Below are 25,014 nucleotides of genomic sequence, written 5' to 3' on the forward strand. Positions count from 1 at the left end.
CGGCCAGGGCTCTGCAGGGGGTTGCCGAATATGACACGGCGGTGATTTCGGCGGACTAAGCTCGCCCGAAGCGCGGCGAGTTGAACGAGTTGCGACAGATTCGCGCGCTTGTTCCCAAAACTTTCGATCGTTCGGTTTTGTCACCTCCCCCCGCACATGTACCAGCACCCCCAAAGACGTCATTCCCCCCAAGACGAGTGTTCAGAGGGCATACATGGTGAGTGTTCAATCGCCTCCCGGTGGCCGAGAAGTCCCTTACGCGCGTGTGTTGTTGCTGCCTGCCATGCTGATGGCGGCGGCGACCGGAGCCGCCGTCGCCTCCGTGACGGAACCGGCCAGGACCGCCGTCGGCTGGTGCGGCGCCGTCGCGACCCTCATGGTCGTCGCGGTCGGCGCCGAAGCGGTGCGCCGCGGCCGGACCATCCGGGGGCAGCGCGCGCAGCACGCACAGCGCCTCGCCCTTCTCGAGCGGCGCATCGCCTCCCACGACGACGAGACCGTGCGCCTGGGCCGGGAGATCCTGCCCGCGGCGCTCTGGCGGCTGCGCCGGGGCGAAGCGCCCGTCGAAGTGATCCGCAACGTCGTGGACAAGGACGAGGCGTACCACGAACTCCCGGCCTCACAACGCGAGTTGCTCCGCTCCGTCCTCGAAACCCTGGACCGCGAGGAAGCGATGCGCGAGTCCGCGCAGCGCGCCTTCGTCAACATCGCCCGGCGCGTCCAGTCGATCGTCCACCAACAGGCCGCGGAACTGCGCGACATGGAGGAGTTCCACGGGCGCAACCCCGAGGTCTTCGACGACCTGCTGCGCATCGACCACGGCACCGCCCTGATCGGCCGGCTCGCCGACTCCATCGCGGTGCTCGGCGGCGCCCGCCCCGGCCGCCAGTGGCCCAAGCCCGTCCCGCTGTTCAGCGTGTTGCGCGGCGCGATGTCCCGGATCCTGGACTACCCGCGCGTCGAACTGCACTCGATCGCCAAGGTCGCGATCCACGGCACCTCCGTCGAGCCGCTCATCCACGCCTGCGCCGAACTCCTCGACAACGCCACCCGGTACTCGCCCCCGCAGACCAAGGTGCACGTCACCGCCGTCGAGGTGCAGACCGGCATCGCCGTCGAGATCGAGGACGGCGGCGTCAGCCTCAGCGAGGAGGCGCGGGCCCGCGCCGAGCGCATGCTGGAGCAGGCCCAGGCAGGCATCGACCTCAACGACCTCGGTGAGACGCCCCGGCTCGGCATGGCCGTCGTCGGCCGCCTCTCGCAGATGTACAACCTGCAGGTCTCCCTGCGGCAGTCCGCCTACGGCGGGGTCCGCGCGGTCCTCATCGTGCCGCGCGAGATGATCACCACCGAGCCCGCGCCCGGCCTCGCCCACGGCATCGGCGCCTCCGCCGTGCCGCGCGTGGACAACGGCGGCCGCCTCATCGAGGAACCCGCCCGCAACATCCGCCGCAAGAAGCCGCGCGTCGTCACCGCGGGCCCGCCGCTGCGCTCCCCGCTCACCGCGACCATGGAGGACGACGTCCCGGAGGTCACCGAGTGGACGCCGGGCGGCCTGCCGCAGCGCCGCAGCCGCGTCAAGATCTCCCTCAGCGAGCGGTACGCCCAGGAGGCCGAGGCCCAGCGGATCGCCGAGGCCCACGCCGCCGCGACCGCGCCGCCCCCGGTGCCCGCCCCGAAGCGGGAGGAGCCCGAACCGGGCCTGTGGATCGAGGCGTTCATGAAGGGCGTCAAGGGCGAGGACCCGGCGGGAACCGATCCGGTGCCACCGCCCGGATCCACCGCATCCACCGGTACCGGATCCGCTGGATCCACCGCATCCGCCGCATCCGCCGCGGAGGGGTCCGCCCCCGAGGAGCCGAACCCCCCGCAGGGCCCCACCCGCAACAACCACGGCAGCGCCGACGAGAGGGACTGGCAGTGATCCAGCAACGCGCCAACTTCGACTGGATGCTGAAGGAGCTCGCCGACGGGGTACCACAGACCCGGCAGATCGTGGTGCTCTCCGCCGACGGCCTGCGCATCGCGCGCTACGGCGGCGACCCGGACGCGGCCGACCGCATCGCCGCGGCCTGCGCGGGACTGCAGAGCCTGGCCGCCGCCGTCGCCACCGAGATCCCGCACAGCGACGGCGGCATGAAGATGGTCATCATCGAGATCAACGGCGGCTACTTCTACCTGATGGCCGCGGGCGCGGGCGCCTATCTCGCCGTGCTCGCCGACGAGACCGTCGACGCGGGCCTCATCGGCACCCGCATGCGCGACCTCGTCGTACGCATCGGGGCGCATCTGACGAGCCCGCCCCGGCGCGACGGGCAGGCCGTATGACTCCTCCGCAAGACTCCCCCCGTGGTTCACAAGAGGGCGACGTCCCGCCCCAGCGCGGCACGCCCCCCCAGCGGGAGCGCCGCAGCCCCGAGAACCCGGAGCGGCTGTACATCCTCACGGGCGAGGGCTCCGAGCGGGCACCGCTCGACCTCGTCACCCTGGTCGTCGCGCAGGGCGAGGCGTCTCCCACGGCCCAGCCGGAGCACTCGGCGGTCCTGCGGCTGTGCACGACGCCGCTCTCCGTCGCCGAGCTCTCCGCCTACATGGCGTTGCCGTTCAGCGTCGTGACGGTCGTCCTGACGGAGTTACTCACGGCCGAGCTCGTCCAGGCGCGCGCCCCCATCGTCCGCTCCGCGCTCCCCGACCGATCCCTCCTCGAAGCGGTGATGCATGGACTTCAAAAGCTCTGACACGATCACCGGCCCGCGCAGCGAGGACGTCCTGCCGCACACGGCGTCGGCCGCCGTGAAGGTCGTGATCGTGGGCGGGTTCGGTGTCGGCAAGACGACGATGGTCGGCTCGGTCAGCGAGATCCGCCCGCTGACCACCGAAGAGACGATGACCCAGGCGGGTATCGGGGTCGACGACAACTACGGCTCGGAGTCCAAGACGGCCACCACCGTGGCGATGGACTTCGGGCGGATCAGCATCTCCGAGGAGCTCGTCCTCTACCTGTTCGGCACCCCCGGCCAGGAGCGCTTCTGGTTCCTGTGGAACGGCCTCTTCGAGGGCGCGCTCGGCGCGGTCGTCCTCATCGACACCCGCCGCCTGGAAGTCAGCTTCGACGTGATCGGCCGCCTGGAGGAGCGCGGCGTGCCGTTCGTCGTCGCCGTCAACGACTTCCCGGACGCGCCCCACCATCCCGTCGAGACCCTGCGCAGGGCCCTCGACCTGGAACCCGCAGTGCCGATCATGGCGTGCGACGCCCGCCGCAGGGAGTCCAGCCGGGATGTCCTCATGACCCTGATGCGCTACCTCCACTCCCTGACGGTGACGCGCGTCTGACCGCGTCCGTACCCCCGTATCCAGCAACCCGGAACCCTCAGCGAATCCCGGAGCGACGACCGTGACGACTCCTCCCTCCCCTTCCTGGCCCGGCACCGAAGGACCCGCCGCCGCGCCTCCCGGCTGCCCCGCCCACGGCCTCGGGCCCGGCGGCCTGCGCCGCCTCTACGGCCCCGAGGCGGACACCGATCTGGCGGGCCTGTACGAGAAGCTGCGCGCCGAGCACGGCGCGGTCGCGCCCGTACTGATCCACAACGACGTGCCGATGTGGGCGGTGCTCGGCCACAGCGAGAACCTGCACATGGCCCGCACCCCCTCGCAGTACACCCGCGACTCGCGCCGCTGGCGGGCCGTGCAGGACGGCAGCGCGGGCCTGGACCACCCGCTCGCACCCGTCTTCACCTGGCAGCCGATGTGCAGCTTCGCCGAGGGCGACGAGCACCAGCGGCTGCGCGGCGCGGTCACCGGCGCCATGTCGGGCATCGACCACCGCGGCATCCGCCGCTACATCAACCGCTATACGAACCACCTCCTCAACGACATCTGTCAGGAGGGCCGCGCCGATCTCGTCAGCCAGTTCGCCGAGCACCTGCCGATGATGGTGATGTGCCACGTCCTCGGCATGCCGGAGGAGTACAACGAGCGGATGGTGCAGTCCGCCCGCGACATGATCAAGGGCACCGAGACCGCCATCGCCAGCAACGCGTACGTCATGGAGGTCCTGATGGGCCTCGTGGCGCGGCGGCGTGCCAACCCCGAGGAGGACTTCACCAGCAGCCTCATCGCGCACCCGGCGCAGCTCACCGACGACGAGGTGGGCGCGCACCTGCGCCTCGTCCTCATCGCCGCGTACGAGGCCACCGCCAACCTGATCGCCAACGTCCTGCGCGTGGTCCTCACCGACCCGCGCTTCCGCGCGCAGCTCAGCGGCGGCCAGATGACGGTGCCCGAGGCGGTCGAGCAGTCCCTGTGGGACGAACCGCCGTTCAGCGCGATGGTCGGCTACTTCGCCAAGCAGGACACCCAGCTCGGCGGTCAGCGGATCAGGGCGGGCGACGGTCTGATCCTGGGCATCGCGCCGGGCAATGTCGACCCGGTGGTGCGCCCCGACCTCACCGCCAACATGCAGGGCAACCGCTCGCACCTGGCGTTCAGCGGCGGGCCGCACGAGTGTCCCGGCCAGGACATCGGCCGCGCCATCGCGGACACCGGGGTCGACGCGCTCCTGATGCGCCTGCCGGACGTGGAACTCTCCGTGGACGAGCGGGAGTTGCGCTGGACGTCGTCGATCCTGTCGCGGCATCTGGTGGCGCTGCCCGTCAAGTTCGCGCCGCGCTCGCCGCAGGACGTCATGGCGCGGCCCTCGGCGCAGGTGCCGACGCCGCGCAGGGACTGGCAGGTGTCGTCCCCGCCGCCGCGCCGGCCGGAGCCCGCGGCCCCGGCCCCGCAGCCGTCGGCCGCCCCCGCGGCCGCGGCGCCCGCGGCCGTCGTCCGGCCCAAGGGGGTCTGGCAGCGCTTCCTCGTCTGGTGGCGCGGCTACTGACCGCTACCGTGCCCAGGTGTCGTACGCCGTCCAGGCCGTCAGCGTCCTGCCGCTGACGAAGCGGTGGGCGACGCCCGTGACCGGATCCGTGAACTCCAGGACGCGCGCCAGGAGTTGAAGGGGCCGCCGGAAGTCGTCCGGCGCCACGGGTCCGGTCACCACCGGGTAGACCGGGTCCCCGAGAATCGGCAGCCCCAGCGCGTTCATGTGGACGCGGAGCTGGTGGGTGCGGCCGGTGCGCGGGGTGAGCCGGTAGCGCCCGAGACCGGCGCGGTGCTCGACGAGTTCGATCCGGCTCTCGCTGTTCGGCTCGGCGCCCTCGACCTCGTATGCCGCGATGACCCCGCGGTCCTTCTCGATGTGGCTGCGCACGGTCCGCGGGAGCGGGACGTCCGGGTCGTACGGGGCCACCGCCTCGTACTCCTTGCGTACCAGGCGGTCGCGGAACAGGGTCTGGTACGCGCCGCGTTCCGCGGGCCGCACGGTGAACAGGAGCAGTCCGGCGGTCAGCCGGTCCAGGCGGTGCGCGGCGCTCAGCGCCGGGATGCCGAGCTCCGTGCGCAGCCGGGCGAGGGCGGTCTGTGTCACGTGGCTGCCGCGCGGCATGGTCGCGAGGAAGTGCGGCTTGTCCACGACGACGATGTGTTCGTCGCGGTGGACCACGTCGAGGGCGAACGGCACGGTGACCTCCGCCGGGAGGTCGCGGTGGAACCACACGAAGGCGCCGGGGACGTAGACCGTGTCCGGCGCCACCGGCCCCCCGTCCTCGCCGACGATCCTGCCCGCGCGCAACATCGCGTCGATGGTTCCCGGCCCGGCCGCGAGCCGCTCCACCAAGTGGTCGCGCACGGTCGGCCACGCCCCGTCGGGCGGCAGCCTGACCCGGACGGGGTCGACGCCGTCGCGCTGGGGGAGCGGGGCGGGCGGAATGCGGGGCTTGCGTCTCATCAGGGGGTCAGCGTAAGGGGCGGCGCAGGTCACGGGGGCGCGGGGCGATGGCGGAGTGTTCGCGGGCGGCGCGGGGCGGGCAGATGTGCGGGGCGCGCGGGGGCCGGGTCCGCGGACTCGTGTGCGCCCCGGAAAAGCACTGCCGCCGGCCGTGCCCCCGCTGGCACGATGCGCCCATGCCCTTCAAGATCTCTGACATCGTCGCGGCCGGCGCGCTCGCCCGCCGTACGCAGCCGACGCTGACCGCCCCCGGCCATCTGGTCCTGCGCCCCTGGACCGCCGCCGACGCACCCGCCGTGTACGAAGCCTTCCAGGACCCGGTGATCCAGCGCTGGCACGCACGGGTGGCCGACTCCGAGGACGAGGTCCGCGGCTGGATCGAGGGCTGGCGCGAGGCGTGGGGCGAGGAGCGCGACGCGTACTGGGCGATCGCCGACGCGGGCACCGACGCGGTGGTCGGCCGGGTCGCCCTGCGCTGCATGGTGCTCGGTGACGGCCAGGCCGAGATCGCGTACTGGACGATGCCGTCGTCGCGCGGCCTGGGCGTCGCCACGCGCGCCGTCGTGGCGCTCTCGGAGTGGGCGTTCGACGAAGTCGGCCTGCACCGCCTTGAGTTGACCCACTCGACGGCGAACGAGGCGTCCTGCCGCGTCGCCCTGAAGGCCGGTTTCCGGGCGGAGGGCACCAAGCGGAGTGCGCTGCTGCACGAGGACGGCTGGCACGACATGCACCTGCACGCCCGCATCAAGGGCGAGGGTCCGCTCGTGGGTCCGGCCGCGGTGGTGTGAAGGCGCTGATGTGGGTGGGCGTGGCCGTGTGTACGCAGTGCGTCCCATGTTGTCCAGACCAATCCTTATTTCTGCAGGTCAGGCAGGGGTCGGTATGCCCATCTTTACATACCCCTTATTGACGCTCACGGAGAGTAGGTGCTTAGCTTCGCTCGCTTCTGTGGAGGACCTGTGAACCTGGGGTGGGGTTGTGGTTGCAGCAAGGGGGCGTCGCGTTACGCGACGGCCGAGATCGAGCGGCGCTCGCGCGGTGAGCTGGGCGACGGCGTGTGCCGTTCTGGCATCTCTGGTGACGGCGGTGGGACTGTCCGGACCGGCCGCGTCCGCGGACGGCGGGAAGGCGGACACCGAGCAGTCGGCGTCGGAGCGTGCCGCGGCCACGGGTAAGCCGGTCGAGGTGGTGTCGGAGCGCGGCGCCTACACCACGACCGTCGCCAACCCCGACGGCACCTACACGCTGACCCAGGCCACCACCCCGCAACGGGTGAAGGCGGCCGACGGCGACTGGCGGGACATCGACACCACGCTGGTACGCCGTTCCGACGGCACCGTCGCCCCCGGGGCGACCGCGGTCGACCTCTCCTTCTCCGGCGGGGGCAGCGGCAGCGGGATGATCCGCATCGGAACCCCGCGCGGCGCCCTTGAGCTCGGCTGGCCCGGCAAGCTGCCGACGCCCGAGCTGACGGGAGCCACGGCGACGTATCCGAACGTGCTCAAGGACGTCGACCTCGAACTGACGGCGACGTCGGAGGGGTTCAGGGAGATCCTCGTCGTCAAGACGCCTGAGGCGGCCGCCAGTCCTCGGCTGGCCACCGTCCGCCTTGCCGTCGAGGGCAAGGGGCTGCAGGTCGTCCCCGGCGCCGACGGCGGCCTCCGCGCGGTCGACGAGGACGGCAACGACGTCCTGCGGGGCCCGGCCGGTGTCATGTGGGACGCGGCGGGCGACACGGCGCGGCACGCCCGGTCGTCGAAGCCGGCGTCCACCCCGGCCGGCGAACCCGGCGCCCGGGGCGGGCGGAGCTCCACGCAGCCGAACCCCGGCGACCGCAGCGCCGAGCTGCCGGTCGAGGTCGAGGACGACGCCATCAGCGTCAAACCGGACCAGAAGCTGCTGCGCGGCGAGAAGACGGTCTATCCGGTGCGCATCGACCCTCCCCTCGGGCTCGGCGCCTCGGAGCGCACGGTCCTCTCCAGCGACGGCGATGTCTTCTGGCAGTTCAACGGCGACTACGGAGTCGGCAACTGCAGCCGCATGGGCCCGTACTACTGCGACAAGGACCACACGAACCGGATGTACTTCGAGTTCGGGCCCTCGAAGCTGTCCGGCAAGCAGGTCGTCGACGCCACCTTCCGCGCCAAGGAGACCTGGTCGTTCACCTGTGACGCCAAGTGGGTCGACCTGGAGCGCACCGACAACATCTCCAAGGGCAAGAGGTGGCCGGGCCCCACGCCGCGGGACCAGATGGGCGACCGGTACGTGTCCGCGGGCCGCGGGGACCAGTGCAGCCCCGAACAGCCCGACCAGTGGGTCGAGTTCAACGACAACCCGGACGAGCCGGACGAGAACCTCACCTCCTCGGTGCGCAATCTGGCGTCCGGCAAGTTCAGCGCGCTGACGCTGATGCTCCGGGCGCACGACGAGGGCGACCCGGCGGCCTGGAAGCGGTTCGACGACAACGCCGAGCTCCAGGTGATCTACGTGCCGAAGCCGGGCACCCCCTCCTCGGTGGGGGTCATCCCGGGCAACGGCACCACGGGGTACTGCGCCAAGTCCTCGCGCACCCCCACGATCGTCACCCGGCTCGACCCGATGGCGCAGGCCAAGGTGCAGACCCAGGTCAAGCCGAAGTCGGGCGAGGAGAAGGGCGAGCTGCAGGCCGAGTTCGTCGTACAGCGCGGCGATGACGCCGACTGGCACCAGGTGTGGTCCGACTACCGGCCGAAGCCCGGCTGGGTGCCGGACGACACGCTGGCGAAGGTCCGGATGGACGAGCGGGCCGACGGCGGCCTGTACCGCATGAGGGCGCGCACGCAGTCCCACTGGACGTACGGCACCAGGAAGGGCGACCTGTGGTCGGCCTACTCGTCCTGGTGCTACTTCAAGATCGACTCGACGGCGCCCAAGGCCCCCCAGATCACCTCGACCGGTCTCTACACCGAATGCCTCGCCGACCTCTGCGAGGGCAAGGGCGGCCCCGGAGTGGCCGGGTCCTTCCAGCTCAAGCCGAACACCGTCGACAAGGACATCACCGGCTACCGGTGGCGGCTGCTGACCCAGAGGGGCGCCACCGAGACGACCGGTTCGACGGTCACGGTCAGACCCACGCCGTCGTTGTCCGGGCTCCAAGTGCTGACCGTGCAGGCCAAGGACGTACGGGAACGCTGGGGCACCCCGAGCGAGTTCGCCTTCAAGGTCGCCCCGGCCGCGGGACCCGTCGGCACCTGGCACTTCGACGACGGCGCACCGGGCTCCACGGCCACCGTGGCCAAGGACGCCGCCTCCGAAGGAACGCGGCACGACGCGACGCTGCGCCCCCGGACGGACGGCACGGCCGCCGGCTGGTCCGTTCTCGGCCGCCGTGGCACTGCCGACTACTCGCTGCGCCTCAACGACGACGTGAGCACGGAGGCCGGGCGGACCGGCTATGCCGCCACCGCCGCGCCCGCGGTGAACACCGGCGACTCGTTCACCCTGTCCTCGTGGGTCCTGCTCACCGACACCTCCGCGAACAGGGTGGTGGCCTCGGCGCCGGGAGCCAATGGTTCGGCCTTCACGCTCTACTACTCGTCCACGTACAACAAGTGGGTGTTCAACCGCACCGCCACGGACACGAAGACGGACCCCGTCTACATCCGCTCGATCGCGGACACCGCGGAACCGACGAGGGAGGTGTGGACCCACGTCGCCGGCGTGTTCGACAGCAAGGGCGACACCGACAAGGCGAACGACACGATCCAGCTGTTCGTCAACGGCCGTCCGCAGGGCCAGCCGGTCAAGCTGTACGCGGCCTCCAGCGCCTACACGCCCTGGGTCTCGACCGAGGGCCTGCAGTTCGGCCGGTCCAAGGTCGGCGCTGCCTGGGGCGAGAACTTCATGGGCCGCCTCGACGAAGTCAACGTCTGGCAGCGCGCGCTGACCGGTGACCAGCTGCGCCAGGACGCGCGCCTGGAGACCGACAGCGTGCCCGCGACCGAACTCGTCGGTTACTGGGACTCCGCCACCGCGGAGAACGGGAAGGTCGCCGAGTTCACCTCGTACGCACTCGGTTCGATGGACATCTCGGCCACCGGCGCGGTCGCGGACCCCGACGACAACGAGCTCGAACTCGACGGCACATCCGGCTACATGGCCACCACCGGCCCGGTGGTGGACGAGACCGGTTCCTTCACGGTGACCGCCGACGTCAAGCTGGACGGCGCGAAGTTCGCGGCCATGAAGACCGGCTCCCGCGCCCAGGTCTTCGGCCAGTCCACCCCGGACGGCAAGGAGTCCTCGTGGGCGCTGTGGGTGGAGAAGGTCTCGGCCGACGGCTATCTCTGGCACTTCGGGCGTACGGCCACCGACTCCGCGGGCAAGGTGCTCTCGACCGCCTCCGTGCCGTCCGAGACGTCCGCCGAGATGGACACGTGGGTGCAGGTCACCGGCGTGTACGACGCCACCGAGGAAGTCGAGGGCGGCTTCGGCAACACCCATCTGTACCTGAGCGAGACCGAGCAGGCGCAGGAGGGCGGTGCCGCCTTCCCCGCGATCGAGCAGGGCGGCGGTGAGCTCGCGGCCGGGCGCGGCCGGGCCGGTGGGGTCAACGGGCACTACCTGCCCGCCTCCCTGGACGAGGTCCGGGTGTGGACCGGGGCGATGACCGCCGACCAGGTCCGCTCCAAGGCGCTGGGCGCACCGGGCGACGAGTGACGGACGCCGGGGGCCCGCACCCGCGGGCCCCCGGCTCCGCCCTGACGGGCCCGGCGCCCGCATGCCCGCATTCACATATTCACGCATTCACGTATTCGGCCAGTGGCACCCGACGGCGGCATGGAGCAGATCCATGCCGCCGTGGCCGCCACGCGATGGCCCCTGCCCGGACGCCGCCGTCCTGGCGCGGGCCGCACATTCTGCAGAGGCCGGAACTCCGGCCATGGGTGGGGACGGCGACCGCCGTGACCAGTAGGGGCATCAATGAGACGCATAGCGTGGGTCCGGCATGTGCCGGGCCGCACCAGAGCCGCGCGCGAGCGCAGGCTACGCCGAGTGGCGGTCATCGCCGGATTCTCGCTGCTTCCGGGGCTGCTGAGCACCAGCGCCTTCGGGGCGAAGCCCGATCCGCTGGGCCGTCCCGACCTGAAGACGGTCAAGGCCGCCGACGTGTCGCCCTTCGAGGCGAAGGCGGACAAGAAGACGGCTGCGCAGATGGCGAAGGCCGCGCAGGCGGACCGGGACGCCGTGAAGCGCGCCCAGGCCGACGTGCGGCGGACCGTCGCCTGGCCGAAGCACGGCTCTGCGACCCTGAAGCTGCCCGGCGCGGGCAAGGCCGAGGCAGCGCCGGGAGCACTGCCGGTGACCCTCGCGCCGCCGAAGCAGGGCAAGGGCAAGAAGCACGGCCGGGTCGCGGACCGGGTCGAGGTGAACGTCCTCGGCCGGCAGGAGACGGCGAAGCTCGGGATCAAGGGCGTCGCCCTGAAGGTGACCGGCCCCGCCACCGGCGGCAGGGCCGAACTCGGCATCCGCTACGCGAAGTTCGCCTCGGCCTACGGCGGTGACTGGGCAGGACGGCTGCAGGTCGCGCGCATCTCCGACTGCGCCCTGCGCTCGCCCGAGGCGGCCAAGTGCCACAAGGCGCAGCCCCTGCCGTCCGTGAACGAGCGCGGCGACCAGCGCCTCGCGACCCAGCTGGACTTCCCGGCCGCGGCCCCGGTGGCCAAGGGCGCGGCCACGAGCGCGCGTTCCGGTAGTTCCGGTACCGGCCGCACGCTGCTCCTGGCGGTCTCCGCCGGTACGCAGTCGGGTGGCGGTGACTTCAAGGCGACCCCGTTGACCGCCTCGTCCACCTGGGAGGCGGGCGGCAGCGCGGGAACCTTCACCTGGTCGTACCCGCTGAAGCCGCCGGCGCCCGCCGCGGGCCCCAAGCCCACCCTGGACATCTCCTACAACTCCTCCAGCGTCGACGGCCGTACGGCCACCACCAACAACCAGGGCACGCAGGTGGGTGAGGGCTTCGACCTCACCGAGTCCTTCGTCGAGCGCAAGTACGGCTCGTGCAACGACGACGGCCAGGACAAGAAGTACGACCTGTGCTGGAAGTACGACAACGCCTCGCTGGTGCTCAACGGCAAGGCCACCGAGCTGGTCAAGGACGACACCAACGGCAAGTGGCATCTCAAGAACGACGACGCCTCCGTCGTCACGCACTCCACGGGCGCGGACAACGGTGACGACAACGGCGAGCACTGGACCGTCGTCACCGGCGACGGCACGAAGTACGTCTTCGGCCTGAACAAGCTCGACGGCGCGGCGGCCGCCGACCGCACCGAGTCCACGTGGACGGTGCCGGTCTTCGGCGACGACTCCGGCGAACCCGGTTACGAGGACGGCAGCACGTTCTCCGGCCGCGACAAGAAGCAGGCGTGGCGGTGGAACCTCGACTACGTGGAGGACACTCACGGCAACGCGATGAGCTACTGGTACGAGGCCGAGCACAACAACTACGACAAGCTCGGCGACGACACCACCGGTACTGACTACATCCGGGGCGGATACCTCAAGGAGATCCGCTACGGCCAGCGCGCCGGCGCCCTCTTCTCCGCGACGCCCGCCGCCTCCGACAAGGTCGTGTTCACCCATGCCGAGCGGTGCATCGCATCGGGCACCGGCTGCGACTCGCTGACGAAGGACACCAGGGACAACTGGCCCGACGTGCCGTTCGACAGCATCTGCAAGGACGGCGACAAGTGCACGTACAACCTCAGCCCCACGTTTTTCACCCGTAAGCGGCTGACGGGCGTCGCCACCTCCGCGTGGGACGCGGCCGCGGCCACGCCCGGCTATGCGCCGGTGGACGCCTGGTCCCTCAAGCAGCACTACCTCGACCCCGGTGACACCGGCGACTCCACCGACCAGACGCTCTGGCTGGACGAGATCGAGCACACCGGTAAGCGGGGGGCCGACCTCTCCCTGGACCCGGTCAAGTTCGACCACGTGTACCGGCCCAACCGGGTCGACGGTCCTTCTGACGACATCCTGCCGTTCAACCGGCCGCGCCTGAAGACGATCACGTCGGAGACGGGCGCGCAGACCATCGTCGACTACCTCGCCGCCGACTGCGCGGCCGGGCAGACCATGCCCAAGGCGGACGAGAACACCAAGCGGTGCTACCCGGTGTACTGGTCCCCGAACGGCGAGATCACACCGATCCTCGACTGGTTCCAGAAGTACCCCGTCAGCGGCGTCCAGACGACCGACCCGCGCGGAGGGTCCGAGGCCGTTCAGCACACCTACACGTACTCCGGCGGAGGTGCCTGGCACTACAACGACGACCCGATGACTCCGGCCAAGGAGCGCACGTGGTCGATCTGGCGCGGCTACGAGAAGGTCACGCACCTCACCGGTTCGCCCGGCGGCACCCAGTCCAAGGAGGTATCGGTCTTCCTGCGCGGCATGAACGGCGACCGGGTCCTCGGGTCCGACGGAAAGACCCCTGACGCCGACAAGCGCAAGAGCGCCGACGTCACCGGCATCAAGGCCGCGACGATCACCGACTCCGACCAGTACGCGGGCTTCACCAGGGAGACGGTGGCCTACAACGGCGCCGCCGAGGTCTCCGGTACGGTCAACGACCCCTGGTCGCAGCGGACCGCCACGCAGCACAAGTCGTACGCCGACACGGAGGCCTACTTCGTCCGCACCGCGGCGTCCCACGCGCGCACCAACGTCACGAGCAAGCTGACCCCCATGGACCGGGTCCGCACCACGAAGACGACCTTCGACGACTACGGCATGCCCGAGACGGTCGAGGACACGGGTGACGACGCGGTCAAGGGCGACGAGAAGTGCACGCGCACCTGGTACGCGCGGGGCGGCGAGACGGGCATCAACGCGGCCGTCTCACGCACGCGTTCCGTCGCCAGGTCCTGCTCCGTCACGGACGCGGAGCTGGACCTGCCGACCGACTCCAAGCGCTCCGGTGACGTGATCTCGGACGAGGCCACGGCCTACGACACGACCACCTGGTCCGCCGCGCAGAAGCCCACCAAGGGCGAAGCGCAGTGGAAGGGCCGCGCCAAGGGCTACGGCAGCGACCACGCCCCCATCTGGCAGCAGTCCGGCACCGTCAAGTACGACGCGCTCGGCCGCCCCACCGTGGAGCGGGACACCCACGACGACATCGTCACCACCACGGGCTACACCCCGGCCACGACGGGTCCGCTCACCGGGACCACCGTCACGAACGCCAAGGGCTTCAAGACCACCACGGCCAAGGACTTCGGACTCGGCACCGACCTGAAGGTCACCGATCCCAACGGCAGGATCACCGAGAGCGAGTACGACAGCCTCGGGCGCGTCCTCAAGGTCTGGCTGCCCAACCGCTCCAAGTCGCTCGGCAAGACGCCCAATTACGTGTACGGCTACAGCATCACCGCCGCCGCCCTTCCCTGGGTGTCGAGCGGCACCCTCAAGGCCGACGGCTCCGGCTACACCACCACCTACGAGATCTTCGACTCGCAGTTGAGGACCCGTCAGGTGCAGGCGCCCTCCGCGTCCGGGGGCCGCGTCATCGCGGAAACCCTCTACGACGCCCGAGGTCTGGCGGTCACCGCCGAGTCCGACATCTGGGACGCCAAGAACCCGCCGTCCGGGGTGCTCGCCCAAATCGACGGAGGCCAGGCGCCCACCCAGACGGACACCGTCTTCGACGGCGCGGCCCGCGCGATCAAGACCACGACGAAGAGCGGAGGAGTCGCGCGCTGGTCGGCCGAGACCGTCTACCAGGGCGACACCGTGATCACCGGGGCGCCCGCCGGCGGCCAGGCGACCGCGGTCGTGACCAACGCCCTCGGCCAGGCAGTGGAGCGGCGCGAGTACTCCGGTCCCAAGGCGACCGGCACGGACTACACCACCACGACGTTCGGCTACACGCCGCGGGGCCAGCAGAAGTCGGTCACCGGGCCGGGCAAGGACGCCATGTGGACCTACACCTATGACCTCTTCGGCCGTCAGGTCCACTCGGACGATCCGGACAAGGGCGGCAACTCGACGGAGTACAACGATCTGGACCTGGCGGTGCGGACCACCGATGACACCGGAAAGTCCCTGCTCGTCGGGTACGACGAACTGAACCGCAAGACCGGCGTGTGGCAGAACTCCCAGACCGACGCCAACAAGCTCGCCGCCTGGACCTTCGACAGCCTCGCCAAGGGGCAGCAGGACACCGCGGTCCGCTACGACGGCGGCCTGGCCGGCAAGGCGTACACCCAGAAGGTCACCTCGTACGACAGCCTCTACAAGGTCACCGGTAACCAGGTCGTCCTGCCGGACGACGACCCGCTCGTGACGGCCGGCGTGCCCAAGACGCTGTCCTTCTCCACCGGCTACAACCTCGACGGCACGGTCAAGCAGACCGCCGCCCCGGCCGTCGCCGGTCTTGCCGCCGAGACGGTGTCGTACGGCTACGACGGCCTGGGCCGGGTCCGCACCGCCAAGGGAGCCACCGGCTATCTCCAGGACGCCGCCTACTCGCCGATCGGTGACAAGAGCCAGCTGACGCTGGGCACCGCCGCCGACGCGAAGAAGGCGTACCTCACCAACGAGTACGAGGCCGGCACGCGCCGCCTGACCCGGTCGTACGTCACCGATGACGTGCACGGCTACATGCTCCAGGACCTCAAGTACCACCAGGACGACGCGGGCAACGTCACGTCGGTCTTCGACGCGACGACCCTGGGCGGCACCGGCCAGGCCGACTACCAGTGCTTCGACTACGACGGCCAGCGCCGCCTGACCGAGTCCTGGACGCCGAAGACCGCGGACTGCGCCGCCACCGGCCGCACGGTCGGCAACCTCGGCGGGGCCGCACCGTACTGGACCAGCTACCAGTACGACGAGGCCGGACTGCGGACCCAGCAGACCGACCACGCCTCCTCCGGCAACACGGTCACCGACTACCGCTACGGAACCGAGGCCGGGCAGCCGCACGCGCTCACGCATACGGAGTCGGCCGGCAAGACGAAGGCCTACTCCTACTACTCCGACGGCAACACCAAGACCCGCCCCGGCACGCAGGCGGAGCAGACGCTCACCTGGGACGCGGAGGGCAACCTGCGGTCCACCACCGAGCCCGCCGCCGGCGGCAAGGAGGCGAAGGGGACCGAGTACCTGTACGACGCCGGCGGAGACCTGCTGATCCGCCGCGCGACGTCCGCCGACGGCGAGACGGTGCTGTACCTCGGCGTGATCGAGGTGCGCATGAAGCCGGCCAGCGGCGGCAAGCCCAAGTCCCTCGCGGGCACCCGCTACTACACGGCCGCCGACCAGACGGTCGCGGTCCGCACCGCGACCGCCGGGACGTCCGGCAGCAAGCTGCACTTCCTCGTCGCCGACCACCACGGCACGTCGGGCCTCGTGATCGACGCGACGACCCTGGCGTTCACCAAGCGGTACACGACACCGTTCGGTGCGCCGCGCGGCACCAAGCCCGCCGAGTGGCCCGACGACAAGGGCTTCCTGGGGAAGACGGCCGACCAGGAAACGGGCCTCACGCACGTCGGCGCCCGGGAGTACGACCCCCTCATCGGCCGGTTCCTGAGCGTGGACCCGGTCATCGACCCGGAGAAGGCCCAGTCCCTCAACGGCTACGCCTACGCCAACAACAACCCGGCGACGTTCAGCGACCCCACGGGCCTGGACTTCGGTGGCCTCTTCGGCATGGTCGTCGGCGGTCTCGTCGCGGTGGGCAACTTCGTGCAGAACGTCCTCGGAATGATGGGCGGCGGCAGCGGCGGCGGTGGGGGCAGTACGGGGTACACCGGTGGCACGGCGCCCACCAACAACTGGGGTGCGCTCGGGAGCGCCAACAACGGGTGGAAGCCCGGGGCGACCTACAACCTCATCACCAAGTCGTGGGACTACCCGTTCATGAACCGAGGGGGCAAGTCACTGGACGAGATCCTCGCGTCCCTGCCCGACTGGGGAATCGTCAGCGACCCCAAGGCCCAGAACGGCTGGACCTCTTCCCGGCAGCTCTTCTTCGGCTGGATCTGGGGAGGCGGCTACCCGCTCAAGCCGCGGCAGTACTTCCACGGGGGCGACGCTTTCACCGCCATCCTGGCCCGCGACGACACCATTGCCGAAAAGCGCGCGGAGCTGGTGGGGCAGGCTCGGGAGAAGGGGATGCGGGCGAGTGGAGCTGACGCGAACGGCGAAGAATTCAAATACAGAGACAGGGGCCCTGAGCCGGGTAGCTCTTTCTTCAGGTTCAACTCCATCCGCGGAGCCGTCAGCGACATTGCGGGGACGTTGACCAATGGCGCCATCGGGACGTCAAATTCAGCCGATGCCTTCCTGGGCAGCTACAAGGGCACAGGGCGCATCAAGGCTGTCGACAAGAAAAAGGGAACGGTGACGCTCCGGTTCACCGCGGAGAACCTCTCGGACTGGCACTCTGCCACCCACGTCATCCCGAGGAACTTGAACCCCCTGTACAAGAAAACTTTCGGGGCTGCAGTAAGACAGGACTTCTCCTGGGAAGAGAAGTGGCCGCTCAGTGGGGATCCGAGCTACTCGGAATGGCTGGAATAGCACCCAATTAGAGGGTGCGAGAGAATAGCGGTTGAGCGGGGCTGCAGGGTCATCGGATGACCCTGCAGCCCTGCTGCTACTATGCGGGAGTGAGTAAATTGAGATTCGGCCTGCCGCTGGCCGTGGCGGCCATTTTCCTGGTGTCGTCCTGCGGTGTTGAAAAAACAGCGACGGTCCGCGTGGATGACATCGCAGGGAAATGGGTCGAGCCGGGCGGCGGGAGTTTCACTATCTCCGCGGATCGGACATTTAAAGCGTCCAGCCTGAAAGCGGACGCATTCGTCGATGACGGGTGCCCTGCGGGGGATGTGTCCGGAACATGGGGTTTCTACGTCGACAAGAGCGACGCGTTGACCGAGGTCTCGAAGAAGGCGAGCTCCGGGGCCTGGATCGGCCTTTCGTTCCACGGTGTACCGCAGGGGGGCTGCTCGATCGACCTCGTCGCCGTCGACGGCGGCGACACCCTCTGCGCCTCCGACGACCCGGACGACCCGTGCGACCTCGACGTGCGGTTCTCCCGCAAGCCCTGACGCGCGGCGCGCGGCGCCCGGCCGGGCGTCAGGGCCCGTGGCGTCAGGCCGCCTTCTCCTGCTCCGCCTCCACCTGCGCGTTCCACTCCCGCTTGGATGCCTGCCAGCCGTCCTCGTTGTGGCCGAGGCGCCAGTAGCCGGAGATGGAGAGCTGCTCGCGCGGGATCTCGCGCTCCACGCGCAGGTAGCGGCGCAGCTCCTTCACGAAGCCCGCCTCGCCGTGCACGAAGGCCTGGAGGGTGCCCGGGGGGAACTCCAGGGAGCGCACGGCCTCGACCAGGAGTTCGCCGACCGGGCGGTCGCCGCGGTGCAGCCAGACGACCTCCGCGTCCGTCGTGATCTTCTGCTCCTCCTCGGGGCCCTCGACCTCGACGAAGATGTGCGCGACGGCGCCCGGGGGGAGTGCCTCGGCCGCCGCGGCGATGGCCGGCAGGGCGCTCTCGTCGCCGGCGAGCAGGTGCCAGTCGGCGTCCGCGCCCGGGGCGTACGCGCCGCCCGGGCCCTGGAAGCGCACCGTGGCGCCCGGCTCGACGGCCCGCGCCCACGGCCCCGCGAGACCCTCGTCGCCGTGGATCACGAAGTCGAGGGCCAGCTCACGGGTCTCGGCGTCCCACCAGCGCACCGTGTACGTCCGGGTCACCGGCCACTGCTCGCGCGGGAACTCCTCGCGGATGCGCTGGAGGTCGAAGGGCTCGGGGTAGGTGACGCCCTCGGCGTCGAAGAGCAGCTTCACATAGTGATCGGTGCACCCGGCGGTGGTGAACTCGGCGAGGCCCTCGCCGCCGAGTACCACGCGCTGCATGTGCGGGGTCAGCCGCTCCGTGCGCACGACCTGCGCGACATGGGCCTTCGGTGCTTTGCGTGCCGGACGTTCTGCCATGGCGACGGCCTCCCCTGATCCACGATTGCTTAGGCTTGCCTAAGTTAACACCTCAGGGGTGCAGGACGGCGAGCAGCCGCTGCAGCGAGCCGCCCAGGCCCCACTGGGCCGCCAGCTCGTCGAGGGTGGCCGGATCGCGGGGTTCGCGGGGCAGCGCGACGTCGACGTCGGGCAGGGGCACGTCGCCCGCCACCCGTACGACCTTCGGCGCGACCGCCACGTACGCACGGGACTCGTCGAGCCGCTTGCGCTGCGAGGGGGTGAGCTTCGACTTCGGGTCGTCGACGGCGGCCATGATCCCGGCCAGGTCGCCGAAGGCGTCGAGCAGCTTGGCGGCCGTCTTCTCGCCGATGCCGGGCACGCCGGGCAGGCCGTCGCTCGGGTCGCCGCGCAGCAGCGCCAGGTCCACGTAGCCCGGCCCGTCCACGCCGTACTTCTCGCGCAGCCACGCCTCGTCCGTCATCTGGAGCGTGCCGACGCCCTTCAGGGAATAGAGGACGCGGATGCCGCGCTCGTCGTCGACCAGCTGGTAGAGGTCGCGGTCGCCGGTGACGATGTCCACCGGGCCCGTGGCGCGGGCGGCGAAGGTGCCGATCACGTCGTCGGCCTCGTACGCCTCGACGCCCACGCGTGCGATGCCGAGCGCGTCGAGGACGGCCTCGATGATCGGCACCTGCGGCGACAGCGTGTCCGGGATCTCCTCGGCGTCCGGGCCCGTCCTTGTCTCCTCGGCGACGCGGTGCGCCTTGTAGGAGGGGATGAGCTCGACGCGCCAGTGCGGGCGCCAGTCGGCGTCCATGCACGCGACCAGATCGTCAGGGCGGTGGTCCAGGACGAGGCGGGTGATGAAGTCGAGCAGCCCGCGCACGGCGTTGACCGGCGTGCCGTCCGGGGCCTTCATGGATTCCGGCACTCCGAAGTAGGCCCGGAAGTAGAGGGAGGCCGTGTCGAGAAGCATGAGCCGTCGTGTTCGCTGAGTCACATCGGCATCATGCCGCACGGCACCGACAGCGCGAACGTGCTGCGCACGGCGCCGCGGCCACGGGGCCCGCCGCGGACGCGCGTTGCGCATGGTGATGAGGCCGGGACGAGCACGCAACGGATGTGACCTGGGACACTCCTTGGTTTGGTTCGGGTAAGTGCGGGCAGGGGCGCACCCGGAGCGAACCCGGTCGAGGATTCAACTTTTTGAACCGGTAAGCGGGCAGACCCCGCGCCGCTCCACGGCCCGCCGGCGGGGGAGGCGGGCCGTCTTGGTTCAACCCGAGAGGTGTATGTGTCCAGGCTGCAGGCCGAGCACTTGTACAAAGTGTTCGGCAGACGACCCGATGACGCGGTGGAGAAACTCCGCCACGGAGCCGACCGAGAGGAACTGCGCGCCGACGGCACCACCGCTGCCGTGATCGATGCCTCCTTCGAGGTCGAGCCGGGCCAGATCTTCGTCGTCATGGGTCTCTCCGGATCCGGCAAGTCCACGTTGCTGCGCATGCTCAACGGGCTGTCGGAGCCGACGGCCGGTCATGTGCGCTTCGACGGTCAGGACCTGACCGAGCTGAGCGCCCGCGAGATGCGGCAGGTGCGCTCGAAGAAGATCAGCATGGTCTTCCAGCACTTCGCGCTCTTCCCGCACCGCAGTGTCCTCGAGAACGCCGGTTACGGCCTCGAGGTGCAGGGCGTGCCGCGCGCCGAGCGTGAGAAGCGCGCCACCGAGGCGCTGGAGCTCGCGGGGCTCAAGGGCTGGGAGAAGTCCTGGCCCGACGAGCTGTCCGGCGGCATGCAGCAGCGCGTGGGGCTGGCCCGCGCGCTGGCCACCGACGCCGACCTGCTCCTCATGGACGAGTCGTTCAGCGCGCTCGACCCGCTGATCCGCCGCGACATGCAGGACCAGCTCCTGGTGCTCCAGAAGCGGCTGAAGAAGACCATCGTCTTCATCACCCACGATCTCAACGAGGCCATGCGGCTGGGCGACCAGATCGCCGTCATGCGCGACGGCCGCATCGTCCAGATCGGCACCTCGCAGGACATCCTGGTCACCCCGGCCAACGAGTACGTCGCCGCGTTCACGCAGGACGTCGACCGGTCCAGGGTGCTCACCGCGGGCGCGATCATGGCCGAGCCGGGCGAGGACTTCGTGAAGGCCGACGCCCCCGCCACGGTCACCGAGGACACGCCCATCATCGAGCTGTTCACCCCCTGCTCGACGAGTGAGGTGCCGGTCGCCGTGACCGACGCCGACGGCGAGCTCGTCGGTGTCGTGCCGCGGGCCAGGCTGCTCGCCGTGCTCGGCGAGTCGATGCACTCGGAGCCGGCGGCGGAGCCGCAGGACGCGACCCCCGCCTCCGTACCCACGCTGGACAAGGGCGGCAAGAACGTGGGCAAGGTGAGCAGCGGTGCCTAGGATTCCCTTCGGCGACTGGGTCAATGACGCGGTCGAATGGTCCAGGACTCACATGGACTGGCTGTTCTCGTTCATCAAGACCCTCTTCCAGAACATGTGGGACGGCGTCTACGACGTCCTCTCCGGGCCCGAGCCGCTGCTGATGGCGGGCATTCTCGCCGTCATCGCGTTCTGGCTGCGCGGCCTGCTCGGCGGTGTCCTCGCCTTCGCGGGCTTCGCGTTCATCGTCTCCCTGGAGCTGTGGGACAACGCGATGATGACGTTGTCCCTGGTGCTCGTGTCGACCTTCGTGGCGCTCGTGATCGCCGTGCCCGTGGGCATCTGGGCGGCGCGCTCCAAGACGGTCAGCGGCATAGTCCGGCCCGTCCTGGACTTCATGCAGACGCTGCCCGCGATGATCTACCTCATCCCGGCGCTGCTGTTCTTCCGGATGGGCGCCCCCGCGGGCATCGTCGCCACGATCGTCTTCGCGCTCGCTCCCGGCGTGCGCATGACCGAGCTCGGCATCCGGCAGGTCGACAAGGAACTGGTCGAGGCGGCCGACGCGTTCGGCACCACGCCCCGCAACACCCTCTTCCGCGTCCAGCTGCCCCTCGCACTGCCGACGATCATGGCCGGTGTCAACCAGGTCATCATGCTCGGCCTCTCCATGGCGGCCCTGACCGGCATGGTCGGCACCCCCGGCCTCGGCGCCGACGTCAACGCGGCCATCGGCCAGCTCGACGTCGGTCTCGGCGCGGAGGCGGGCGTCTCCATCGTCATCCTCGCCATCTACCTGGACCGCGTCACCAGCGGCCTGGGCAGCCAGGTCTCGCCGCTCGGCCGCCGCGCGCTCGCCAAGCTGCGGGCCGCGCGGGGCCTGAACGTGTGGAACTACCGCCCCCGGCCCGTCGTCGCGATGGTCGGCGTCGTCGTCCTCGCGCTCGTCGCGGGCGGCATGGGCATCTTCGGCGGCACCAAGTCCGAGCCGGTGGCCGACAGCGAGAACGTCGGCCAGGGCAAGCAGATCAACATCGGCTACATCAACTGGGACGAGGGCATCGCCTCCACCTTCCTCTGGAAGGAGATCCTGGAGCAGCGCGGCTTCAAGGTGAACGCCAGCCTGCTCGACGCGGGCCCGCTGTACACGTCGGTCGCCCAGGGCGACGTCGACTTCCAGACCGACGCCTGGCTGCCGACGACGCACGCCACGTACTGGAAGAAGTACGGCGACAAGCTGGAGGACATCGGTGCCTGGTACGGCCCGACCTCGCTGGAGCTGACCGTCCCCTCGTACATGAAGGACGTCAACTCGCTGGCGGACCTCAAGGGCAAGGGCGGCAAGTTCGGCGGCAAGATCGTCGGCATCGAGCCGAGCGCCGGCGAGATGCAGCTCCTGAAGAGCAAGGTCCTGGGGGCGTACGGCCTCGACAAGGAGTACAAGGTCGTCGACGGCTCCACCACGGCGATGCTGTCGGAGCTGAAGGCCGCGTACGCCAAGAAGGAGCCGATCGTCGTTCCGCTCTGGTCCCCGCACTGGGCGTACAACGACTTCGACCTGAAGAAGCTCAAGGACCCGAAGGGCGCCTGGGGCAAGGGCGACGGCGTGCACACGCTGGCGCGCAAGGGCTTCTCGAAGGAGAACCCCGAGGTCGGCAAGTGGCTCAAGAACTTCAAGATGGACGAGAAGCAGCTCACCAGCCTTGAAGCGGAGATCAACAAGGCCGGCAAGGGCAAGCAGCAGGACGCCGTCCGCGCCTGGCTGAAGAAGAACCCCGAGGTCGTCGACAAGCTGGCCCCGCTGCCCAAGAACTCCGGCGGCGAGGAGAAGAAGCGTCCGCTGAAGGCCGCGTACTTCGCCTGGGACGAGAACGTCGCCGTCACCAACCTGTGGAAGCGCGTCCTGGAGAAGCGCGGCTACAAGATGGACCTGACGCCGGCGGACGTCGGCCCGGCCTATACCGGTCTCGCGCAGGGTGACATCGACCTCAACCTCGACGCGTGGCTGCCCACGGCGCAGAAGACGTACTGGGACAAGAACAAGGCCAGCCTCAAGGACCTCGGTTCCTGGTACAGCCCGACATCCCTCGAGGTCGCCGTCCCCGACTACGTCAAGGACGTGAAGTCGCTCGAGGACCTCAAGGGCAAGGGCGACAAGTTCAAGGGCAAGATCATCGGCATCGAGCCGGGCACCGGCGTGATGCAGGCGCTCAAGGACAAGGTCCTGCCGGGCTACGGCCTTGAGGACGAGTACGAGATCGCCGCGGGCTCGACCCCCGCGATGCTCTCCGAGCTGAAGGCCGCGTACGCCAAGAAGGAGCCGGTCGCGGTGCTGCTCTGGTCGCCGCACTGGGCCTACAGCGAGTACGGCCTCACCAAGCTGAAGGACCCCAAGGGCGGCTTCGGCAAGGGCAACACGATCCGCTCGCTCTCCAGCAAGGACTTCCCGAACCAGTACCCGCAGCTCACGAAGTGGCTCAAGAACTTCCACATGAGCGAGAAGGAACTGGCCGGCCTGGAGAACGAGATCAACAAGGCGGGCAAGAACAACGAGCCCAAGGCCGTGGACACCTGGCTGAAGAAGAACCCGGGCTTCGAGGAGAAGATGACCTCCGCGAAGTAACTCCACCGGACAGCAGTGCCGGAAGGGGTGGGCCTCGCCTTGTGGCGAAGCCCACCCCTTCCGGCGTTCCCGCGGGGTCCGCGAGTCCCTAACCTCGACCTGGCCCCTCCTCGCCCCTCTTCACCTCTCCTCGAACATCCGACTCGAACACCTGAACGTGAGACCGCCACCCGTGACCGCAAGGCAGCCCAGGACCACGCTCCTCGTCGCGGCCCTCGCGATGGCCCTGGCCGCCGCCCTGCTCGTCGCGCAGCTCGCGCGGGCGGACGCCGTCCCCGCCTCTGCGGGCACGGCGCGCCTGGCCGCGCTCGCCGAGGACGTGACCGCCGCCGACGGCCACCGCTACGACGCGCGGGACCACACCGGCCGCACCATGGACGCCGCGCAGATCGCACAGGCCCAGGACGGCACGTACCTCGCCGTCTACCACACGCTCCTGGCCGACGGCCGCTTCCACGCCGCCGTCGCCACCTCCACCGATCTGCGCCACTGGCACCGCCGCCACGACTTCGGGCCCGGCACCCACCAGGCCTCGCTCGCGCACGACGGCCGCGGCGGTTACGTCCTCGCCTACGAGAAGGACCCCCGCAACCACATCGCCGTACGGGCGTACGCGAACCTGAAAGCGCTGCTAGACGGGCACGCCCGCCGCGCCTTCGACGCACCCCTGACCCTCTCGCACTGCGCCGAGGGCACCCCGAGCGTCACCGCCGTGCGCGGCGCCACGATCCACCTCACCGGGCACTACCGGGCGGGCTGCGACACCGACCGGCAGCTGCGCGCCACCCTCACCGGCTTCCGGCACTGGCACGCCGAGCCCGACCACCGTCTGGACCGCGCGGTGCAGGGCCGGGGCAACGGCGGCAACATAGGGGACCGGTCACCGGTCACGCTCGGCGGGCAGCGCGTGGTGCTCGTCGAGGGGCAGGGGCGGCGGGGCGACTTCGGCAGCTGGGGCACCTACGCGTACGACCCCTCGAGTGGCCGCGCGGACCGCCTCGGCATCCGCACCCACGGCGGCAGCCGCGCCTTCGCCAACCCCTCCGCGACCCTGCTCACCGACCCGAGGGGCCAACCCGCCCTGCTCGTCAGCCTGTTCGTGCCGACGGAGGGTTCTGCCCCCGGGGAGTCCGGACAACTGCTCTACTGGCACAAGCTGTAGCGGGCGGTCGGGGCAACGGGGCAAAACCGTTTGGCGAACATGCG

General features: G+C 70.1%; 15 protein-coding genes. 12 read left to right on the top strand and 3 right to left on the bottom strand.

Annotation, left to right across the window (positions count from 1 at the left end):
• Positions 1–214 precede the first annotated feature (214 nt).
• The 5 genes from ACFVYL_RS28290 to ACFVYL_RS28310 all read left to right on the top strand — a co-directional run bounded on the left by ACFVYL_RS28290 (position 215) and on the right by ACFVYL_RS28310 (position 4,876).
• Complete coding sequence (locus tag ACFVYL_RS28290; RefSeq protein WP_389720775.1) at positions 215–1,924, top strand: ATP-binding protein; 1,710 nt, start codon at positions 215–217, stop codon at positions 1,922–1,924.
• Positions 1,921–2,328 carry a roadblock/LC7 domain-containing protein gene (locus tag ACFVYL_RS28295; protein WP_055556816.1) on the top strand — a complete coding sequence of 136 codons (408 nt, stop codon included), beginning with the start codon at positions 1,921–1,923 and terminating at the stop codon, positions 2,326–2,328. Before ACFVYL_RS28290 ends, ACFVYL_RS28295 begins: the two co-directional genes overlap by 4 nt.
• The gene (locus ACFVYL_RS28300) at positions 2,325–2,738 is read left to right on the top strand and encodes a DUF742 domain-containing protein (RefSeq protein WP_389720777.1); all 414 of its coding nucleotides are present in this window, start codon (positions 2,325–2,327) and stop codon (positions 2,736–2,738) included. The genes ACFVYL_RS28295 and ACFVYL_RS28300 overlap by 4 nt, the downstream gene beginning before the upstream one ends.
• The gene (locus ACFVYL_RS28305) at positions 2,719–3,333 is read left to right on the top strand and encodes an ATP/GTP-binding protein (RefSeq protein WP_389720779.1); all 615 of its coding nucleotides are present in this window, start codon (positions 2,719–2,721) and stop codon (positions 3,331–3,333) included. Before ACFVYL_RS28300 ends, ACFVYL_RS28305 begins: the two co-directional genes overlap by 20 nt.
• Positions 3,334–3,394: 61 nt before the next feature.
• Positions 3,395–4,876 (top strand): cytochrome P450, encoded by a 1,482-nt coding sequence (locus ACFVYL_RS28310; protein WP_389720780.1) that lies wholly within the window; start codon positions 3,395–3,397, stop codon positions 4,874–4,876.
• A gap of 3 nt (positions 4,877–4,879) precedes the next feature.
• On the opposite strand, the gene ACFVYL_RS28315 is transcribed toward ACFVYL_RS28310, so the two are convergent.
• Positions 4,880–5,824: an RluA family pseudouridine synthase gene (locus ACFVYL_RS28315; RefSeq protein WP_389720783.1), complete on the bottom strand. Its 945-nt coding sequence runs from the start codon at positions 5,822–5,824 to the stop codon at positions 4,880–4,882.
• A gap of 176 nt (positions 5,825–6,000) precedes the next feature.
• Here ACFVYL_RS28315 and ACFVYL_RS28320 point away from each other — a divergent pair, with 176 nt between their 5' ends.
• The 4 genes from ACFVYL_RS28320 (at position 6,001) to ACFVYL_RS28335 (ending at position 17,928) form a co-directional block, all read left to right on the top strand.
• The gene (locus ACFVYL_RS28320; RefSeq protein ID WP_389720785.1) at positions 6,001–6,612 is read left to right on the top strand and encodes a GNAT family N-acetyltransferase; all 612 of its coding nucleotides are present in this window, start codon (positions 6,001–6,003) and stop codon (positions 6,610–6,612) included.
• A 298-nt stretch (positions 6,613–6,910) separates the two neighbouring features.
• Positions 6,911–10,522: a LamG-like jellyroll fold domain-containing protein gene (locus ACFVYL_RS28325; RefSeq protein ID WP_389720788.1), complete on the top strand. Its 3,612-nt coding sequence runs from the start codon at positions 6,911–6,913 to the stop codon at positions 10,520–10,522.
• Positions 10,523–10,786: 264 nt separating this feature from the next.
• The gene (locus ACFVYL_RS28330; RefSeq protein ID WP_389720790.1) at positions 10,787–17,398 is read left to right on the top strand and encodes an RHS repeat-associated core domain-containing protein; all 6,612 of its coding nucleotides are present in this window, start codon (positions 10,787–10,789) and stop codon (positions 17,396–17,398) included.
• A gap of 56 nt (positions 17,399–17,454) precedes the next feature.
• Entirely contained in the window at positions 17,455–17,928 is a 474-nt protein-coding gene (locus ACFVYL_RS28335; RefSeq protein WP_389720792.1) for a hypothetical protein, read from the top strand.
• A 43-nt stretch (positions 17,929–17,971) separates the two neighbouring features.
• Here the strand turns inward: ACFVYL_RS28335 and ACFVYL_RS28340 are convergent, their stop codons facing one another.
• Together ACFVYL_RS28340 and ACFVYL_RS28345 are read right to left on the bottom strand one after the other, a co-directional pair.
• Entirely contained in the window at positions 17,972–18,808 is an 837-nt protein-coding gene (locus tag ACFVYL_RS28340) for a siderophore-interacting protein (protein WP_389720794.1), read from the bottom strand.
• Between the two features lie 52 nt (positions 18,809–18,860).
• Positions 18,861–19,766 carry a 5'-3' exonuclease H3TH domain-containing protein gene (locus ACFVYL_RS28345; RefSeq protein ID WP_389720796.1) on the bottom strand — a complete coding sequence of 302 codons (906 nt, stop codon included), beginning with the start codon at positions 19,764–19,766 and terminating at the stop codon, positions 18,861–18,863.
• A 318-nt stretch (positions 19,767–20,084) separates the two neighbouring features.
• On the opposite strand from ACFVYL_RS28345, the gene ACFVYL_RS28350 reads away from it, so the two are divergent.
• The 3 genes from ACFVYL_RS28350 (at position 20,085) to ACFVYL_RS28360 (ending at position 24,970) form a co-directional block, all read left to right on the top strand.
• Positions 20,085–21,206 (top strand): glycine betaine/L-proline ABC transporter ATP-binding protein, encoded by a 1,122-nt coding sequence (locus ACFVYL_RS28350; RefSeq protein ID WP_389720798.1) that lies wholly within the window; start codon positions 20,085–20,087, stop codon positions 21,204–21,206.
• Complete coding sequence (locus ACFVYL_RS28355) at positions 21,199–23,808, top strand: ABC transporter permease/substrate binding protein (protein ID WP_389720800.1); 2,610 nt, start codon at positions 21,199–21,201, stop codon at positions 23,806–23,808. The genes ACFVYL_RS28350 and ACFVYL_RS28355 overlap by 8 nt, the downstream gene beginning before the upstream one ends.
• Before the next feature lie 172 nt (positions 23,809–23,980).
• A complete protein-coding gene (locus tag ACFVYL_RS28360) occupies positions 23,981–24,970 on the top strand; it encodes a hypothetical protein (protein ID WP_389720803.1) in 990 nt (329 codons plus the stop codon).
• Positions 24,971–25,014 lie beyond the last annotated feature (44 nt).

Origin of the sequence: Streptomyces sp. NPDC058308, from assembly GCF_042880275.1 — a bacterium.
Taxonomy (GTDB): Bacteria; Actinomycetota; Actinomycetes; order Streptomycetales; family Streptomycetaceae; genus Streptomyces.